The organism is Pseudoalteromonas umbrosa (genome assembly GCF_030125375.1).
Classification (GTDB): domain Bacteria; phylum Pseudomonadota; class Gammaproteobacteria; order Enterobacterales; family Alteromonadaceae; genus Pseudoalteromonas; species Pseudoalteromonas umbrosa.
The window spans coordinates 314,696-332,682 of record NZ_JASJUU010000002.1; the positions used below are offsets into that span (position 1 = coordinate 314,696).

At 40.9% G+C, this 17,987-nt stretch carries 10 protein-coding genes and 1 pseudogene; 4 read left to right on the top strand and 7 right to left on the bottom strand.

Annotated elements, in window-relative coordinates:
- Nucleotides 1-49: 49 nt before the first annotated feature.
- The 3 genes from QNM16_RS08700 (at nucleotide 50) to QNM16_RS08710 (ending at nucleotide 2,735) form a co-directional block, all read left to right on the top strand.
- Nucleotides 50-328, top strand: a complete 279-nt coding sequence (locus QNM16_RS08700) for a peptidylprolyl isomerase (protein WP_039608643.1) — start codon at nucleotides 50-52, stop codon at nucleotides 326-328.
- A 128-nt stretch (nucleotides 329-456) separates the two neighbouring features.
- On the top strand, nucleotides 457-720 hold the full coding sequence (locus QNM16_RS08705; protein WP_063360264.1) for a GrxA family glutaredoxin: 264 nt from the start codon (nucleotides 457-459) through the stop codon (nucleotides 718-720).
- A gap of 128 nt (nucleotides 721-848) precedes the next feature.
- Entirely contained in the window at nucleotides 849-2,735 is a 1,887-nt protein-coding gene (locus QNM16_RS08710) for a DEAD/DEAH box helicase (RefSeq protein WP_039608641.1), read from the top strand.
- 31 nt (nucleotides 2,736-2,766) lie between these two features.
- Here the strand turns inward: QNM16_RS08710 and QNM16_RS08715 are convergent.
- Both QNM16_RS08715 and QNM16_RS08720 read right to left on the bottom strand, forming a co-directional pair.
- Nucleotides 2,767-3,003: pseudogene (locus tag QNM16_RS08715) on the bottom strand (zinc-dependent peptidase); the annotation flags it as partial.
- Between the two features lie 16 nt (nucleotides 3,004-3,019).
- On the bottom strand, nucleotides 3,020-3,856 hold the full coding sequence (locus tag QNM16_RS08720) for a M90 family metallopeptidase (protein ID WP_284020117.1): 837 nt from the start codon (nucleotides 3,854-3,856) through the stop codon (nucleotides 3,020-3,022).
- Between the two features lie 104 nt (nucleotides 3,857-3,960).
- On the opposite strand from QNM16_RS08720, the gene QNM16_RS08725 reads away from it, so the two are divergent.
- A complete protein-coding gene (locus tag QNM16_RS08725) occupies nucleotides 3,961-6,291 on the top strand; it encodes a DEAD/DEAH box helicase (RefSeq protein WP_284020118.1) in 2,331 nt (776 codons plus the stop codon).
- A gap of 219 nt (nucleotides 6,292-6,510) precedes the next feature.
- On the opposite strand, the gene QNM16_RS08730 is transcribed toward QNM16_RS08725, so the two are convergent.
- From QNM16_RS08730 to QNM16_RS08750, 5 genes are all read right to left on the bottom strand, one after another.
- The gene (locus tag QNM16_RS08730) at nucleotides 6,511-6,750 is read right to left on the bottom strand and encodes a hypothetical protein (protein ID WP_284020119.1); all 240 of its coding nucleotides are present in this window, start codon (nucleotides 6,748-6,750) and stop codon (nucleotides 6,511-6,513) included.
- 1,026 nt (nucleotides 6,751-7,776) lie between these two features.
- Nucleotides 7,777-8,016: a hypothetical protein gene (locus QNM16_RS08735; RefSeq protein ID WP_284020120.1), complete on the bottom strand. Its 240-nt coding sequence runs from the start codon at nucleotides 8,014-8,016 to the stop codon at nucleotides 7,777-7,779.
- Between the two features lie 243 nt (nucleotides 8,017-8,259).
- On the bottom strand, nucleotides 8,260-11,079 hold the full coding sequence (locus tag QNM16_RS08740) for a TonB-dependent receptor domain-containing protein (protein WP_284020121.1): 2,820 nt from the start codon (nucleotides 11,077-11,079) through the stop codon (nucleotides 8,260-8,262).
- Between the two features lie 686 nt (nucleotides 11,080-11,765).
- Nucleotides 11,766-14,573: a TonB-dependent receptor gene (locus QNM16_RS08745; protein ID WP_284020122.1), complete on the bottom strand. Its 2,808-nt coding sequence runs from the start codon at nucleotides 14,571-14,573 to the stop codon at nucleotides 11,766-11,768.
- A 682-nt stretch (nucleotides 14,574-15,255) separates the two neighbouring features.
- Nucleotides 15,256-17,892 (bottom strand): TonB-dependent receptor plug domain-containing protein, encoded by a 2,637-nt coding sequence (locus tag QNM16_RS08750; RefSeq protein WP_284020123.1) that lies wholly within the window; start codon nucleotides 17,890-17,892, stop codon nucleotides 15,256-15,258.
- Nucleotides 17,893-17,987: the final 95 nt, after the last annotated feature.

Consider the following 17,987-nt stretch of genomic DNA (forward strand, 5'->3'; position numbering starts at 1 on the left):
TCGCCATCGCCTTGCATGATCCGCTCCTTAAACATACCGGAGTATTATCATGCCTAAAGCTTGCGCGTATCACATCTTAGTCAAAACTGAAAAAGAATGCTTAGCCATCAAAGCCAAACTCGCAAAGGGGGGGGATTTTAATAAGCTAGCAAAACAGCATTCAACATGCCCTTCAAAAAAACGAGGCGGTGACCTTGGTGAATTTAACAAGGGCGATATGGTTAAAGCATTCGACGACGTAGTTTTCAAAAAGCCGCTTTACGAGGTTCATGGCCCAGTTAAAACCAAGTTTGGCTTTCACTTAATTAAAACGGTGTACCGTTCGTAAAACACTGCTCAGCCTATCCTTATTTTCAAATCGAAAAAACAGATTGGTGTAATAGCTTTTAATCAATTTTAATTCCAGCGCGCTCAACTATACTGAGTGTCATTGAAATCATTGAGAGAGTTATTACTATGTTTACTGTTATTTTTGGTCGTGAAGGTTGTCCTTATTGTGTACGTGCGAAAGAATTGGCGACACGTTTAAAAGATGAACGTAACGATTTCAATTTTCGTTATATCGATATAAACAAAGAAGGGATCAGTAAAGCTGACCTGGAAAAGTCTGCTGGCAAGCCATGTAACACGGTGCCACAAATATTTGTAGACCAAGATCACATTGGTGGATTTGATGATTTTGAGGCCTATGCCAAAGCAAATTTAGGGTTATATCAATAACCCTAAAAAAATTACAGTTTATTTTTTAACCAATTTCAAACACCTACAAATTTAGTGCCAATTTATACAAGCAATTATCTTTTCTTTACTGTACAATGCCGCCTCTTTTAAATTGTTGAGGCGCATTAATGTCAGAACCAGTAACGTTTGAATCTTTAGACCTTTCTCCTGCAATCCTAAAAGCAGTCGAAGAGCTAGGGTATCAATCACCTTCTGAGATCCAGGCTCAATGTATACCGTTATTGCTAGAAAGAAAGGACGTGCTGGGACTAGCGCAAACGGGTACGGGCAAGACGGCGGCTTTCGCACTGCCGCTATTAAACAATGTTGACGCATCCGTTAAGCAACCACAAATTTTAGTACTGACTCCGACTCGTGAACTTGCATTGCAAGTTGCTGAGGCATTCGAGCAGTATGCTAAGTACACCAGAGGCGTAGAAGTACTTGCGCTGTATGGTGGACAAAGCTATGGCGTGCAGTTAAGTGCACTTCGCCGTGGCGCACAGATCATCGTGGCAACTCCGGGGCGTTTAATCGACCATATCAACCGTAAGACCATTGATCTATCAAACCTAAATGCATTGGTATTAGATGAAGCTGATGAAATGCTACGCATGGGCTTTATCGATGATGTTGAAAGCATCATGGAAAAAACACCAGAAGAAAAGCAAACATGCCTTTTCTCTGCAACTATGCCAAAGCAGATCCAATCTATTTGTTCTAAGTACTTAGATAACGCAGAGCAAGTAAAAATCACACCACGTAACTCAACTGTTGACACAATTGAGCAGGTGTACTGGCGTGCAACGACACATAAAAACAAAGCAATTGTACGTTTCTTAGAAGCGGAAGATTATGATGCTTCTATCGTGTTTGTACGTACTCGTAACGATACGGTTCAGCTTGCTGAACTGCTTGAGCGTGAAGGTTTCTCTGCTGCACCACTTAATGGTGACATGAACCAACAGGCACGTGAGCGCACAGTTGAAAGACTGAAAAGTGGTTTACTAGATATCGTTATCGCAACAGACGTTGCAGCACGTGGTCTAGATGTTGACCGCCTAAGCTTAGTTATCAACTACGATATTCCGCAAGACAGCGAAGCATACGTACACCGTATCGGTCGTACTGGTCGTGCGGGTCGTAAAGGTAAGGCTATCTTGTTCGTAAAAGGTAACGAGCGTTACTTACTACGTAACATCATGCGTCATACTCGCTCAGACATCGAGCAAGTAGAGCTTCCAAGTGCAAAAATTGTTGAGCAAAAACGTATTGAAGCACTTCAAAACAAGCTTAGCATGTCACTTGATCACAAAGACATTGAGTTCTTCAGTGAAGTTGCTCAAGGCCTAGGTGAGAAACTAGAGCTAAGCCAAGAACAACTAGCAGCTGCGCTACTTTGCCTAGCACAGCAACAGTCTCCGCTTAAAGTTGAAGAAATTAAAGTTCAACAACGCGAGCGTCGTGACCGTGATGGTAACCGTGACCGCCGTGACGACAGACGCGGTGAACGTGGCGACCGTGGTGATAGAAAAGGCCGTCGCAATAGCTCGGCACCTATGGATACTTACCGCATTGAAGTGGGTCGTGAGCACGGTGTTCAGGTTAAGAACATTGTTGGCGCAATCGCTAACGAAGCAGATATCTCAAGCAAATTTATCGGTGAAATCCGTTTATTTGATGAGCACAGCACTGTTCAGCTTCCACAGGATATGCCTGCTGAAACGCTAACACACTTCCAAGGTGTTCACATTTGTCAACGCCCAATGAAGATGACTAAGAGCACACACCCTGCTGATCAGGCGCGTGGCAACGGTAATCGTCGTGAAGGTGGTAGACGTTTTGAAGAACGTGGCGAGCGCCGTGATGGTGGCAGACGTTCTGAAGGTCGTGACGGTGGCAAACGTAGCTTCAGAGATCCTCGCAGCGATAAACGTCGTGACGGAAACAGAGATGGTAACCGTGACAACAGACGTAAAGAGCGCGGTGAGCGCAACGAAATCAACTTCTCATAAGTTGTAACCGTTATTAATAAAAGCCGCTGACTCAGCGGCTTTTTTGTTTTTGTTGACCCGTCCTATATTGCGTTATCACTTTTTCAAACAGCCCTACCCAACTAGTCCCGAAGGTCAAATCTAAAAGATTAAACAGTTCAGCGTTTTCTTGTTTTAGCTCAATTGGCTTTTCAATCAAAGTCTCCGTTAAGACTGCAAAATACTCTGCTTCATTGGTCGCACCATATTCATGAATAACGTAAGGTATCTGGTACGCAAGCTTCAACTTTTTGTGTTTACCAATTTTAAACTGCCCTACCCAACCAGTCCCTAGGATCAAATCTAAAATAACTCACTAACAGGTTAAACAGTTCAGGGTTTTCTTGCTTTAGCTCAACTGGTTTTTCAATGAAAGTCTCCGTTAAAACTGCAAAATATTCTGCTTCATTGGTCGCACCATATTCATGAATAACGTGCGGCATTTGATACGCCAATTGAGTTTTTAGCTGACGGTAGGCACGACTTAACACATCAGCCCAATGCTGATAACTGATCCCTTTTGGCAGCTCTGGCGTGCCATTGGTGTTGCCAGCTTGCTGATCTAATTGATGAGCAAACTCATGAAATACCAAGTTGTGCCCATCCCCAGGCAAGCGGTTACCCTCAAGAACATCATGCCAACTGAGCACCAAGGTGCCACCCGGCCAAGACTCGCCTTGTCTCACAGCTGTGTGATAGCTTACCAACCCTGCACTGTCTTTATTGGTTTGCGGTGCATAATACTGACTTGGATATAGCAGTACTTCTTTGACATTAGGGTACAAAGGCCAAGTTTGATTTAACACCAATAAACAGGCGTCCGCGGCAATAATTAACGACATCGACCTTGTCACTTGCAAGCCGTCACGTCCAATCACACGCTTTTCCCCTAAAAACCAAATGATGTGCTGCTCTAAACGCGCACGATCTGTATCTGTCATGTTGCGATAAATTGGCATGTAATTACGCAATATTTTTTTATCTGCCCGTGACAGGCTTTGCTGCTGGTATTTTTTACGCCAAAAGTAGCGTTTAATGTCGTTGAGATACCAATAAACAACCACAAACACCACTAAGAACACGATCAACATTAGATTTATCATACTTGCTCATTTACTGTGCTTTTTTATTTAAGTGTGTTCACTCTTGTCCCTTTTCAATTGTTTTTTGATAAAATCGACAAAAAAGTACCGAATAAATAACAGCTATGACCTTGCCCATTGAATCCATCAAATCAGAATTTTTAGCCACTATTATCAAGCAAGATGTTGTCGTGACAGCAGCCACTGGCTCCGGAAAATCAACGCAACTGCCTATCTGGGCAGCCTCAATGGGAAAGGTATTAGTTGTTGAGCCTAGGCGCATTGCCTGTACATCACTTGCTGAATATGTCGCTAGCTTATGCAGCTCAAAACTGGGGGACAAGGTGGGCTATGCAATCCGTTTTGAAACCGAGTTTGATGAGCAAACGGATATTGTGTTTGTGACGCCCGGTGTAGCACTAAGGTGGTATTTTGAGGATAAATTAGCCGCTTATTCACATATCGTACTCGATGAGTTTCACGAGCGCCGCTGGGACATGGATTTACTATTAGCACTGATCAAGCAACATGCTAAACACAGACTAATACTGACCTCTGCGACGCTCAATGCACAAAGCCTGAGCCGCTACCTTGAAGCGCCTATACTGCATAGCGAAGGCAAAATGTATCCAGTAGAGCAAGATTTTATCGCAAAAGATCAGCGTACTATGCCCAGTAAAGACCGTCTTGTCGAACGTGTTGCTTTTGCCTGTCAACAAGCGCTTGAGGATACACATGGCGACATTTTAGTGTTTTTGCCAGGCAAAGGTGAGATCCTCGCCTGTGCCAAAGCCTTAAAATCTCTCGAAGCCATTATTGTCCCGCTGTACAGTGGCTGTAGTAAGCAACATCAGCAACTTGCTCTATCGCAACAAACAGCGCAACGCATCATACTAGCTACCAATGTCGCTGAAACATCTCTTACAATCCCAAATGTTACCTGTGTTATCGATTCAGGGTTAGAGCGACGTACACACCTTAGAAATGGCAAAACAGTGCTTGGGCTAGATGCCATTGGGCAAGACTCAGCAAAACAGCGCATAGGTCGTGCAGGCAGAACTCAAGCTGGGATGTGTATTCGTCTATACGGCCAATATGCCCCTTTGATTGAGCGTACACCACCAGAAATACAACGAGAAGCGCTTACTGAGTTTGTCCTCGCAGCAGGGTGTGCTGCACAAGGCGTTGACTCACTCTCCTTCATTGACCCATTACCAGAAGCATCTAAACAGCGAGCAATCTCAACACTGCATAGTATAGGTGCTATTGATGGCAACCAATGTGCGACCGACCTTGGCAGAATGCTATACCCATTGCCAGTCGATGCTGAGCTTGGCTTTCTTATTGAAAAAATGCCATCAAGTACACTCAAACAAGCCATTATTGACTTAATTGCTGTTATCTCAGTACCAGCGCGCGTTTACCAATTACCAGCGCATGTTGAACAGCTAGAACAACTTAACATGTTATTACCAAATCACTGTGATATCGAGCTTGCTATCGCAGTAATAAGAGACAAACTTGATGGGCTCGTTCAGACAGAACCTGAAGCGTTGGCTGAAGCAAAGCAGTTTAGTGAGCAATTAAGGGAGGCATTTTCTCTACCAAGTCTCGAAAAAGCAGCCAGCTACGACCGTCAAGCTCTCATTGAGGCAATTGCAGAGGCTCGCCCCGAGTGGGTATTTATAAAGCGGAATAACCGCAGAGGTGGCTTTGGTAATGGTAAAATAGAAGTTTCTCCTTCAAATACTTCACGTATCACTGAAAATACAAAAGCGATGCTAGTACTCGATACTTTCTCCCTTGCCGGAAAAGGAAGTAAACAAGCTATGACGATGGCGACATTGGCAGCACCATTACCAATAAAAGTGTTAGCATCTCAAGAAATCGGAGAACTTAGTTTTTTGGAAGCTTATATTGATAAAGGTACAATTTATACAACAGTAGCCAGACAATATGCGAATGTAGAAATCTCTGTTTGTTCCACTATTGCAAAGGGTGAGATGCTCATAGATGCATGCACCTACCTTATTCAGAAAGATAAGCTGTTTGAAGGTCTTTATTCTCGTTTAAACGAAAATATTGCATCACATAAACTGTACTTTGATTACATAGAAAAGCCCGATAACCTACCTAATGCAAGTGAGTTCATCAGAGCTAAGCTAATCGAATTAGGTGTTGAATCACAAGAAGATATACAACTTATTGAAGCTGAGGACTTTAGTTTTCAGCAAGTCGGTGACTGGGAGCTCGGTAAGTTCATCGAGAAACACCCTCTCTTTGTCACAATTCCAGAGTTAAAAATGCAAGTAACCTATTTTTTCAGAGCCAAAAGGGTATTATTAGAGTATTTAGAAGGAAAAAGAAAAGATGCGCCAAAGAGATGGGAGCTCCCTAGTTTTTCTGGCTTTAAAGTTCAGTATAAAAAAGCGAGCAAGGTAATAGACATAAAATAAATATTTTTAGTGCCGAGCAACATAGCTTTGATGTTAATGAATAAACAAACTATAAGCTAAGCCCGATATTCAAGAGCTTTGGCACACTACCTTGCTACAAAAAATAACCACCTATAAAAGGCAAGATTTATTTTATAAAGTTAATACACATAGCATCTATAGAAAAATAATTTTCAACTTAACTTATACAGAATAAATCTTAAATTAAAAAACCTCTAATCAAGCTCCATCCCCTCCACCAGAAAGAACGCCACTGCGCTGATGTTGTCTCAATGACTCTTGAGATTCGTCACGAATTAACTTTCGTTGTTTTGAAGTTGTGCAACGCTTTTTAGGTATGATAGAACCTAATGAATTTACCTGTTTACAGCGATATCCATCTTCTTTCTTAGCAGTGATATCACCATTGCTCGCGCAACCTACAAGAGTTAATAATGCTGTCAATATTAGTACCTTCATTATAACGCTCCTTATTTAAATAATTTACAAAGGTCAATTTTAAATTATTACCAACCCCTCAAATTGTCAACAACAAAGGCTAATAAAAATAGAAACATAAAATAATTAATTAAACTAAAAGAAAAAGTTATTATAGGAAATTCAGTACACAAGTTTTTCGAGAGTCGAACTGTTTTCCTGTGTTAAGATACACAGCGCGAGCTTGGATAATAGTGATGACATGACCGTTCTTAGTTCAGTTCTTCAGAAGCTGAGAAGTGCTTTCTTTACACACTTATCAACTGTTCAAAACGTTTATATACTCTAACTAAGGTGAACTTGCTCAAATTAATCGTAACTTATATAAAGAGGCTACGCGGTACCACCCAGCAATGAACTCAAAGCGAGCTGCCCACTTTAAACAACATATAACTTACAATTAATAAACCTCTTAGTTAAGCTAAATATCGGCTATGATAAATTTGGGAAAAGTCTAATGTACTTGCTTTTCTGTCGAGTAATATCAAGATAAGTAATTTATTGACAATTAACACCACAGCTTTATTTCACTACGTTAACATCTACTGTTCATTGAGATGAGCTAAATATAAAAATTGAATCTCATTATTTAAAACCCACAACCCCTATATATCCACCAATAACAAAATAAAAACACCACCACGTTGAGATAGAACACAACTTATAAGCATAAACACATCTAAACAAAGGGCCTATTAATATTTTTATTGGCTTTTATATCCTGATTTAGGAGAAGGTTAAGGCTAAGAGATAGAGAAATAAAAACATAAAGCCCACCATTAAATATTCAAGCCATAAAACCATAAAAAATTAATACTACTTTACTTTGAAGCAATTATTTAGCGTGTTAATCAATAAATAATTTTAAATAAAAAAAAAGTCGTTTCGTCTTGCCAGATAGGTTTTCATTGTCGATAAAGGATGATTTTATAAGCATAATTTAACGTGAGGGGGGAGGAGAAAATATGAAGCTAAAGAGGCCTATGCAGACCTCATGAATTGTTCAGGTTATCTGCCATCGCCACCGCCGGAAAGCGCACCATTACGATGATGTTGTCTCAAAGACTCTTTAGACTCTTCCCGAATAAGCTTTCGTTGTTTGGATGTAGTGCAGCGTTTTTTCGGAATAATTGAACCTAGTGAACTTACTTGTTCACAACGATATCCATCATCTTTTTTAGCTGTTGTATCGCCGCTACTTGCACAGCCTGCAAGAGTGACGGCCATAACCATTGCTAACACTTTCATTATAACACTCCATATTTATTTAATTATAGTTAACCATTTTAAAGTATTATCAATGTGATTTTTTGTCAACAATAAATCTAATACTAACTAATTATATAAATTGATTAATATTAGGAGTAGACAGAATACTGCGGAATGTTGATATTTAAAATTAGAATTTCTTAGATTACAAATACATAAAATAAAAAACAAAAAAACCCGCTTTCTTTCGAAAGCGGGCTTATTATATTAACCAGCTCTAAATTAGAATGTGTAATCTAGGCTTAGGTAATAAGTACGTAGGTACTGGTCATAGTAACGACCTTCATAACCTACTAGGTGACCTTCAGCATCACCAAGTGACATTGGAGGCTCTTTGTCGAACAGGTTGTTAACACCAACAGTGATGTTCATGTTCTCAATTCCACGGTAGTCAATTTTGTAATCAACAGTCATGTGAGAAGGAACTTTGAACTGAATATCAGCAGTAGTGAACTGAGTTGTACCAACACCTTGGTCATTGTAAACAACTTCAGTTGCAGCTTCAGCAATTGTACCTACACCAACAGTAGATGGTTGGTCATGCCAGCCTGATCTGTACTTCATACGTAACGTGTGAGCAAAGTCACCGTGAGTAAGTACATTTTGGATATTCACGATATTACGGAATACAACACTTTGGTCAACACCGTAACGACCTAAGCTGCTAGCCCACTCATACGGGAATACACCTGCAAGAGTGTACTCTGACTTGTCCATGTACGTGCCCTGAACCATAGTTTTCAGCTCACCGAATGAAAGGTCATTAGTTAGCATAACTTTCCAGTCAAAACCAGCACTCTTACTTTCACCGATGTTGATTGGTGCAGTAATAACACTTAGAAGTGTGTTAGTTGGGTCAGAACGGTCTGTTCTAAGAACGAAACGCTCGTCAAACAGTTGTGGATTAGCAAACATGTAGTTCTGGTCAGGACGCTGAACCATGTCTTCAATGTTAACTTGCCAGTAATCTAGCTCAAACGTGAAGTCTGTTGTTGGAGAGTAAACGAAACCAACTGAGCTTTGCTTAGATGTCTCTGGAGATAGTGTGTTACTACCTAGGTTAAAGCGTTGATACTGTAACGCACCTGGAGGACAGTACTGAGCACGTGCATCTGAAGCAGGTAACGGACAAGTATATGGAGAACCAGTTACACCGAATGATGTTTCAGGCTCAGCAATCTGTAGCAATGAAGCAGCTTTGAAACCTGTACCGTATGAAGCACGGAATACTAAGCTATCTGTCGGAGAATAACGCAAGCTTAGCTTGTAAGTTGTGTCATTTTCTGAATCGTTAACCTTACCGCCGTTCATCGTATCTTCAACAGCACCGATGTTATCGTAACGAACTGCAACGTTTGCACTCAACTCATCTAGTACAGGGATTTGTAATTCTGCAAATACACCGTAAGTAGAACGCTCTAGCTCGTAGTCGAAGTCACCACCGCCATCACCAAAACGTGCATTGCTGATGTTTGCTTCAGAACGAACAACCTTGTAAGAGTTTGTACGGTAGTCTGCACCGTAACCGATATACGCTTCACCAGCTGGCAATTCAAATAGAGCTTGTGATGCTTTAAAATCGAAAGATAGTGACTCAGTTGTCGTAGTATCTTCAAGTGCACGGTACTGTGAATCTTCTAATGCAGCTACTGCATCTGGGTTTTGAGAAAACTCTTCAGGAGTAAGGAAGATATCAATCAAACCGCTACGGATGTTTTCTACAAATTTTTCTGCGTTATAGAAACCATTTGTTAGAGACTGGCTTCTTTCAGAACGAGAATATACAACCGCTGTGTTGAAGTCGATTGCATCAGCAATTGTGCCTTCTAAACCAACGATTGTGTTAAGTGAATCTGTTTCCCACTCAGTAGTACGGTTACCACCTGGAAGTGCTCTCCAACGGCCACGGAATGTATCAACACCTGCAGCAAGCTGTTCAGCTGTTAAATTAGGAACAACATACTTGTCGTAAAGCACACTCTCAGTACCGATATTGATGTTACCAGTCGGGTTTGGCGCGATACGAGGAGTCATTACGTAGTTTGTTAATGCTAGTGTAGAGAACAAGTTCATGTCATCAGTTAGGATGAACTCACCCTGAAGCATTAGTGACGTACGCTCGTCTTCTGGAACAATCTCTAGAGTACTTGTGTAGTCGAATGAACAGAAGTTACTACCTGGAGCAAATGCATTGTCAGGAGCACATTTGTCACCATTTGAAACTGCGTATGGAGTAAATGCCGTGTTTGTACCGTCATTGAAACCAATAAAAGCGTTACCAGGGATAGCGTTTGAAGAACCCTGAACGTCATAGTATTGATTACCGTTATGAGTGAACTCTAGTAGACCTGTTTTCGCGAAGTCACGGTCTTTTGAACGTAGAGATTCACGCGTGTCGTGGCTCAATGAAGCAACGATTGTAAAGCCGTCAGAGTCTAAGTCACCAAAACCAGTTACAACACTTAAGTTAACTGATTCAGCACCGTCTTTTGGACGGTCAGTACGTGCAGCAATAGTTGTGCCATCAACTTCAGACTTTGTGATGAAGTTGATTACACCAGCGATTGCATCAGAACCGTATAGTGCAGAAGCACCATCAGTAAGTACGTCAACACGCTCGATTGCTGCAAGTGGAATTGTATTTAAGTCGATTGAGTTACCTGAACCCGATGGAGCTAAACGACGACCATTTAGTAGTACTAGCGTGTACTGCTCGCCGATACCTCTTAGTGAAGCAGTTGAAGTACCGCCACCGCCGCCACCAACAGATGATACAGGAGTTGTGAAACCCTGCATTGATGGAATTTGAGCTACAAGATCAGGAACAGATGTTACACCTGTTGCTTTGATATCTTCAGCAGTGATTACGTTAATAGGTAAAGCACCAGCAAGGTCAGAACCCTTGATACTTGAACCTGTGATTTCGATTTTTTCAATTTCTTCACCGTCAGCTGCGTTTACGTTTGTCGCAATCGCTGTTGCTGAAACAGCACCAAAAGCAATCGCTAGGCGAACTGCTTTTGAGATCTTACTATTTAACATTCAATTTCTCCCTGAGCTTCTATCAAAGCTTTTATTTTTAATAAGGCCCTTCATACAAGGTTAAGCACGTTACTATTTTGTGTACCTTATATGCAACACCACCAGTATAGTAACCACAAAGTAAATACCCATGCAAGCTTGTAAAAACCGGTTAATACATTGCTTAATTTATAAAAACGCAACAATAAGGAATTCTTAAATCCACTCCCAATTATCAATGAACAGCTAAAATCATGATCAAAGAAACAAAAAAACAGGCTTAAAAAGCTGAACAAAAAACCATAAAGAACAAAATTATAACCATACAAAACAGAAATATACAAAAAACAATCCAGAGTAATGGTTTTACTATTCACACAAATGACAAACAATAATTTATGATGTAACCAACGCATCTCCCCCAAATCAAACCGCATCAAAACAAAACAAAATAGAAACAAAAAAAACAAATTAGAAACAAAAAAAAGATAAAATAACAATAAAACAAATGAAAAAAAACCTGCAATCGCAGGCTTTTTCACACAAAATCATTTCAATTGGAAACTTAATCTACATAGCATCTACCTTGTTTACATAAATATGGTCAATCAGATTTATTAATAAAGTTATAAATGCTCAAAATTGTTATTGTTTCCTTTAAAATAAGTAACTTGGCTCCAAGTTAAACTTAAAGCCAGACGCCGATATTAGAAAGTGTAATCAGCTTGTAGGTAGAACGTGCGCCCATACGGGTCTGCGTAACGCGGGTCATAACCAACCTGGTGACCTGCAGCTGCGTTAAGCGTAAATGGAGGTTCTTTATCAAACAAGTTCTTGATACCAAAGCCTATATTTGCATTATCACCCCAAGCATATGCAAGTCGGTAATCAACCGTCATGTACACTGAGATGTCTTTTTGGATTGCGCTACCATCGACAGCTTCATTCCAATCATCAGCTTTAGCAACGTAAAAACTCACATCTGCAGCAGCATCTGTGTAACCACTGCGTGCTTTAAAGTTTAAGCTATGAGTAAAATCACCATGCGTGAAGGTGTTATTAAAGTTGACAATATTACGGAAAGTAACCGCTTCGTTTGTACCAACTTTACCTAAGCTAGAGTCCCAGATATTGTCACTGCCAACACGCAAGCTCTCACTTTCAAGCATGTAAGTACCCATTAATTGAGACTTAAGTGTGCCGAAAGAGAACTCTGTTGTGAAATCAAAGTGCCAATCAATGCCTGAATTTCTTGATTCACCAACGTTGTCAGCAGCTTGAATAATTGCAACGACAGTATCACCCGTACCTTGATCGATCTTAGTCGTAAACCACTCAGCATAAGTTACTGGGTCACCAAAAATTTGGTTTTGCGTTAAACGCCTAACCTGATTCTCCATTTGCACGTTCCAGTAGTCCATACCAAAGCTCATGCCTTGATCTCCAGACCATACGAAACCAAACGTATACTGCTTAGAGGTCTCGGGCTTAAGATCTGCGTTACCTTCACGGAATACATCATACTGCAATTTGTCAGAGTAACAGAATTGTGCAATTTCTTGTCTTAAACCAGCGGGACAATCATAAGGTGAAGCTGTTACACCAAATTCAACACGAGGCTCTGCAATTTCACGCATTGTAGCCATTTTGAAACCTGTACCATATGAAGCACGCAATAACCATTGGTCGTTAGGACGGTATGATACACTCAACTTATATGTTGTATCATCTGCACTATCATTTACAGTTTGGTTTCCAGTCCGCTTAGAGTCTGTGATCTCACCTATTTCATCATAACGTAGTGAACCGGTTACTTCTAAGTTTTCAAGAACAGGCACGACTACCTCGGCAAATGCACCGTAGCTGTCACGCTCTAGATCAAATTCTTCACCAGCAGATTCAAATAAGACAACTTCAGCATTTTGGCCTTCGCCATTAGTTAGTGAATAGTTTGACATGCGGTAGTCAAAACCAACAGCCATATAAACTGTACCAGCATCTAGCTCAGCGATTGGACCAGACGTTTTACCTTCGATAGCGAATAGACCTGTCTCTGTTGTGTCCCAAAGACCATTAAACATTGTATTTCTTACCGCAGTGTTCTGCTCATCTGTTAATGAATCAGGGTCCGCAAATATATCTACTTCACCAGAAGTCACTAGTTCAATGAACTCTTTCTCTAATGGGTAACCAGTTACACGAACTTGTTCACGCTCTGCATCAGAAGCTGTAACGGCTAAATCATAGTTCCATTCGCCAATATCGCCACGTAAGCCAGCTACAAAGTGTTTCGTTGTTGCAGTATATTCGTCAGTACGATTTCCACCAGGAAGTACACGCCATCGAGCAGCTACTTTAGTCATATCTGCTAACACATTTTCAGGAAGATATTTAAGAACATTATCCTTCACAATCTGTGAGTCGTTAGCAAGCGTAAATGTACCTGTAGGGTAAGGCGCAATACGCGTAGTCATTTTGAACTCAGAAGCTGACGCTGTTACATATGCTTCTGTATCGTCATTTACAGTAAATGTACCTTGTAAAAATAAGTTATTACGCTCACTCTCAGGCTGTATTTCTAATGTGCTTGTATAGTCAAATTGACATGCATTACCAGATGGTGCACTTGTCGTGTGACAAGAGCCATTCGCTTCTTTGTAAGGATTCAATGCATACGTTTTAGTAACATTTTTACCTGCTTCATTCAAAACTAGCTCACCGCTTTCGTCACGTGTGTTGTATGTCACGTAAGCGTTACCAGGGATCGCATTTGAGGAACCAGCAATTGCTACTAAATCTTGACCCTCATGTTCAAATCGAACAAAACCTGTTTTTGCAAAGTCACGATCAACAGACCTTAGATTATCTTGCTCATCACGGCTGAAGCTCACCATGAAATTGTAGCCATCACTACCTAAATCACCAAAACCGGTTGTAATGGCGAAATTCGAACTAGACGTATCTTTTGGCTTGTCATATCGAGCACTGATCGTAGTTTCTTGTACATCGTCTTTAAGAATAAAGTTTACAACACCAGCGATAGCATCAGACCCGTACAGCGCAGAGGCACCATCTTTTAAGATCTCAACGCGCTTGATTGCTGATAATGGAATTGAGTTAATATCGATACTTGAACCTGAATCAGAAGACGCCATACGACGGCCATTAATAAGGACAAGCGTATATTCAGAACCCAAGTCTCGTAGCGACGCAGTTTGAATACCGCCACCACTGCCACCCACGGACTCACCAGCAGCAGTGAAACCCTGCATTGATGGAATGTTCGCAATTAAGTCGGGCACACTTGTTACACCAGACTTAGCAATATCTGTTGCGTCAATCACATCTACAGGCAATGCACCTTCAAGATCTGTGCGTTTAATCGCAGAACCCGTAATTTCAATGCGCTCTACTTCTTGTGTACCAGCTTCATTAGCGGCCACAAAGCTGGTTGCTGAAACAGCACCTAAAGCCAATGCGAGGCGCACAGCCTTGGTTACTTGATTGTTTAACATTTGAATCTCCCAGGACCACCCTTTTGAGTGGTTATAATTATAATAAATGGTGTAAACCAATTTTATTATTGCTCTACAAGCAATTAATCGATGAAATATTAAACAACACAAAGCACTACCGTCAACAACTTTATTGCATTTATTGAAACAAAATAAACATCACTAAGCACAAAAAGTCACAAAAGAAACAACAAAAAAACATCAAACCAATGAATTAAAAGGATTTAATTAACTGCATTAAGAAAGGGAACATTAACACCTAGTGGAACACCACCTCTAATCAACCAAAACAGCACACAACAAAGACTACAAAAATGACAAAGAAATAATAAATCTATAATTATCATATTGATATAATTTAAATACGCATAAAAAACCACCTCTTGACAGTATTAAATTTAAAATGTGCAAACAGTACCCCAATGGACAAGGTAGAAAAAACCAGTCACAATTTACACAATGCAGACCCAAAACAAAAACAACACACCAATAATTTACCTTTATGCAATTATATGCGATTTCATTATTTGATTTTAAGCAATAAATGTTGGCGTAATATTCAACCTATACGGAAAACACTTAGGTTGATTAATAGGCAAGTCAGTAGAGGATTAGAAAATAACGAAAATGACTCAAAAAAAAGCCTCGCATGAAGCGAGGCTTAGTAAGTGAAATATAAAGATTAGAAGCTAACGTTGTAGCCTGCAAAGATTTCACGACCAATGTGGCCAGCGCCGTAAATTGAGTAATTTACCCAGCGGTTAGCATCATCAAGCACCACACCTTTGTCAAACAAGTTTCTCACACCTAGTGTCCAAGTACCGTAACCTTCTGTGAAGTACTTAGTATTTAAGTTATGAACAACGTAAGTTGGGTTGTGGTTGCTGTAAGTATAGAAGAAGTCATTGTTTTCAACAGTTAATACTTCATCTTCAGCTGTGCTAGCAACGATATCTGTAGTCCAGTTAACTGCTACGTTGTCAATTGAGTAGTTAACAGATAGTTGTGAACGCCACTCAGGAGTCTCTGGTGCACCCGCAGTATCTTGTGATGGACCACCGAAGAAAACATCTTCTTTCGCTTCAAGAATGTAAGTCGTTACTTTCTTAAACTTGAACTCCCCGAAGCTTGTGTCTAAGCGGTAAGAAAGGTCTAAATCTAAACCCTTACGAGACATGAATGAACCATTTTCATAACGCGTCGTTACTAAGCCATTGATATTGCCGTTGGCATGACGATCTAAGTTCACGCCAGGGTATGCACTCTCAATGTTACCAAGCACACCAGCATAATCTGCATTCATCAGATCTTGAACTGTGATTAGAGAGATAACGTTATCAATTTCTAGTGAGAAGAAGTCAAGCTTAATACCAACATCTTCAAAGCCAGAGTAAACAATACCTGCATTGATATATGTTGACTCTTCTGGACCTAAATTCTTATTACCATTACGTAGATTAGAAACTGCACCAGCCTTACAATCTGCTGGAGCGAAACCATTTTTCTCACATTTTACATAGTCGATAACTCGAGGGTGGCTCTCCGACGGTGCCGCTAGTAACTCGTTTAGAGATGGTGCACGGAAACCTTTTGAGTATGAACCACGAACAAGTAGATCATCCATAGGACGGTATTCAACTTTAAAGCTTGGAGTACCCTTGCTACCAAAGTCACTGTATCTGTCATAGCGGTATGCGGCACTTAGGATTAAGTTATCCAGTACAGGCATTGCGATTTCATAAAATACAGCTTTCGTATCACGCTCACCAGCTGAAGAACTACCAGCAGAACCACCTACTAGGCCAGCTTCACTTTGTGCATCATATTGTGAGCGAAGCTCTTGGTCGAAGTACTCGGCACCGATGTAATGCTGAATTTCGCCGCCTTCTAGTTCACCAGCAGCAAATGAAACACCACCAAAGATATGGTTAAGTTCGTTTTGATCTTCTACATAAACAGTAGTTGCTAGGTTGTTGTTCCACTCTTCAGAACCTTGAACGATAGGTGTTTCATCGTTTACTCTGTCAAAGTTATATGCCAAACCACCTGAGCTTAGGTAATTACGACCCGCACGACGGTAATCTAATTTTGCTTTGTGGTAAGCAATTTCGTATTCAGCCGTTTCACCGAAGAAACCTTTTAAGCCGATCATATAGTCTTGTTGATAGTCCGTTACATTCGTGTCACGGTTACCAACTTGGTACCAACGGAAATGGCCATTTACGCCGTCTTCACCTAATTCATTTAATGGGTGATCAGCTGGCATATTCCAAATTGTTGCAGCAGGAGGTGCATATCGACCAAAAGAGTCATTACGGCTTAACATAGCACGCGTATAAAGCTCTAAATCGTCAGTCAGGTTATACGTCATGCTCGTCATAACAGAGTCACGTTGTGTAGACGCAGAGTTAGCCGCTACATCAGCGTATGAGTAACCACATACTGTGCCACCTGAAGTTGTACCAAGAGTACCAACAAAGCCAGGAACATCGTTCTTCAATTGCTCACAATTCGCAGCAGCTGTCATCACACCATTTTTATCAGAAAATGTTGCGCCCATTAAGCTAACACCAATAGTTTCCTCACCGTGAACAATCACGCCGTCACCATTGTCATCGTTTACGTACTTTTTAGTGTAATCACGGTCACGCTCAAAAATTGGGTTACGCGTCTGGTGATCGTAAACAAACGTGATGTTACCTTTATCAGAGCTGATACCAAAAGCAAGAGACATTTGCTTGCTGTCGGCACCCTCGGCTTCTGGGCGACCTACTTGAATGTCAAATGAAGCGCCTTCATAGTCTTTTTTCAAGATAACATTGATAACACCAGCGATAGCATCAGAACCATAGATAGCAGATGCACCATCTTTAAGGATTTCAATGCGCTCAACTGCCGCCATTGGAATCGCACTTAGGTTTGCCGCAGAGCCACCAAGAGACGGTGAACCCGCCATACGCTTACCATCAACAAGTACTAGTGTACGGTCTTGGCCTGCACCTAATAAGCTTACTGTTGATTGTGACTGCCAGCCAGAACCTGAAGCTGGAGAGAATGAACCAAAGCTATTTGACGTAACGCTTTGTAGTGCGTCGGCTACTGATACACGACCTTGGCTTTCAAATTCAGCAGTTGTAATAACTTCAACAGGGCTCGCGCCTTCCATATCAACACGTTTGATACGTGAGCCAGTTACTTCAATACGTTCTACTTTTTCTGCGCCTTCTGCAGCTACAGCATTAGTTGCAAATGCAGCTGAAGAAGCAGCACCAAACGCTAGTGCAATACGCACAGCTTTAGTTACTTTAGTGTTCAACATGTGATTCTCCCTGGGCTTACTACTTAGCAGTAAGCTTGAGTTTTATAAGTCTTTACTTCTGGCTCTAGTGGCCGGTTTTAAAAATTCGGCATGGA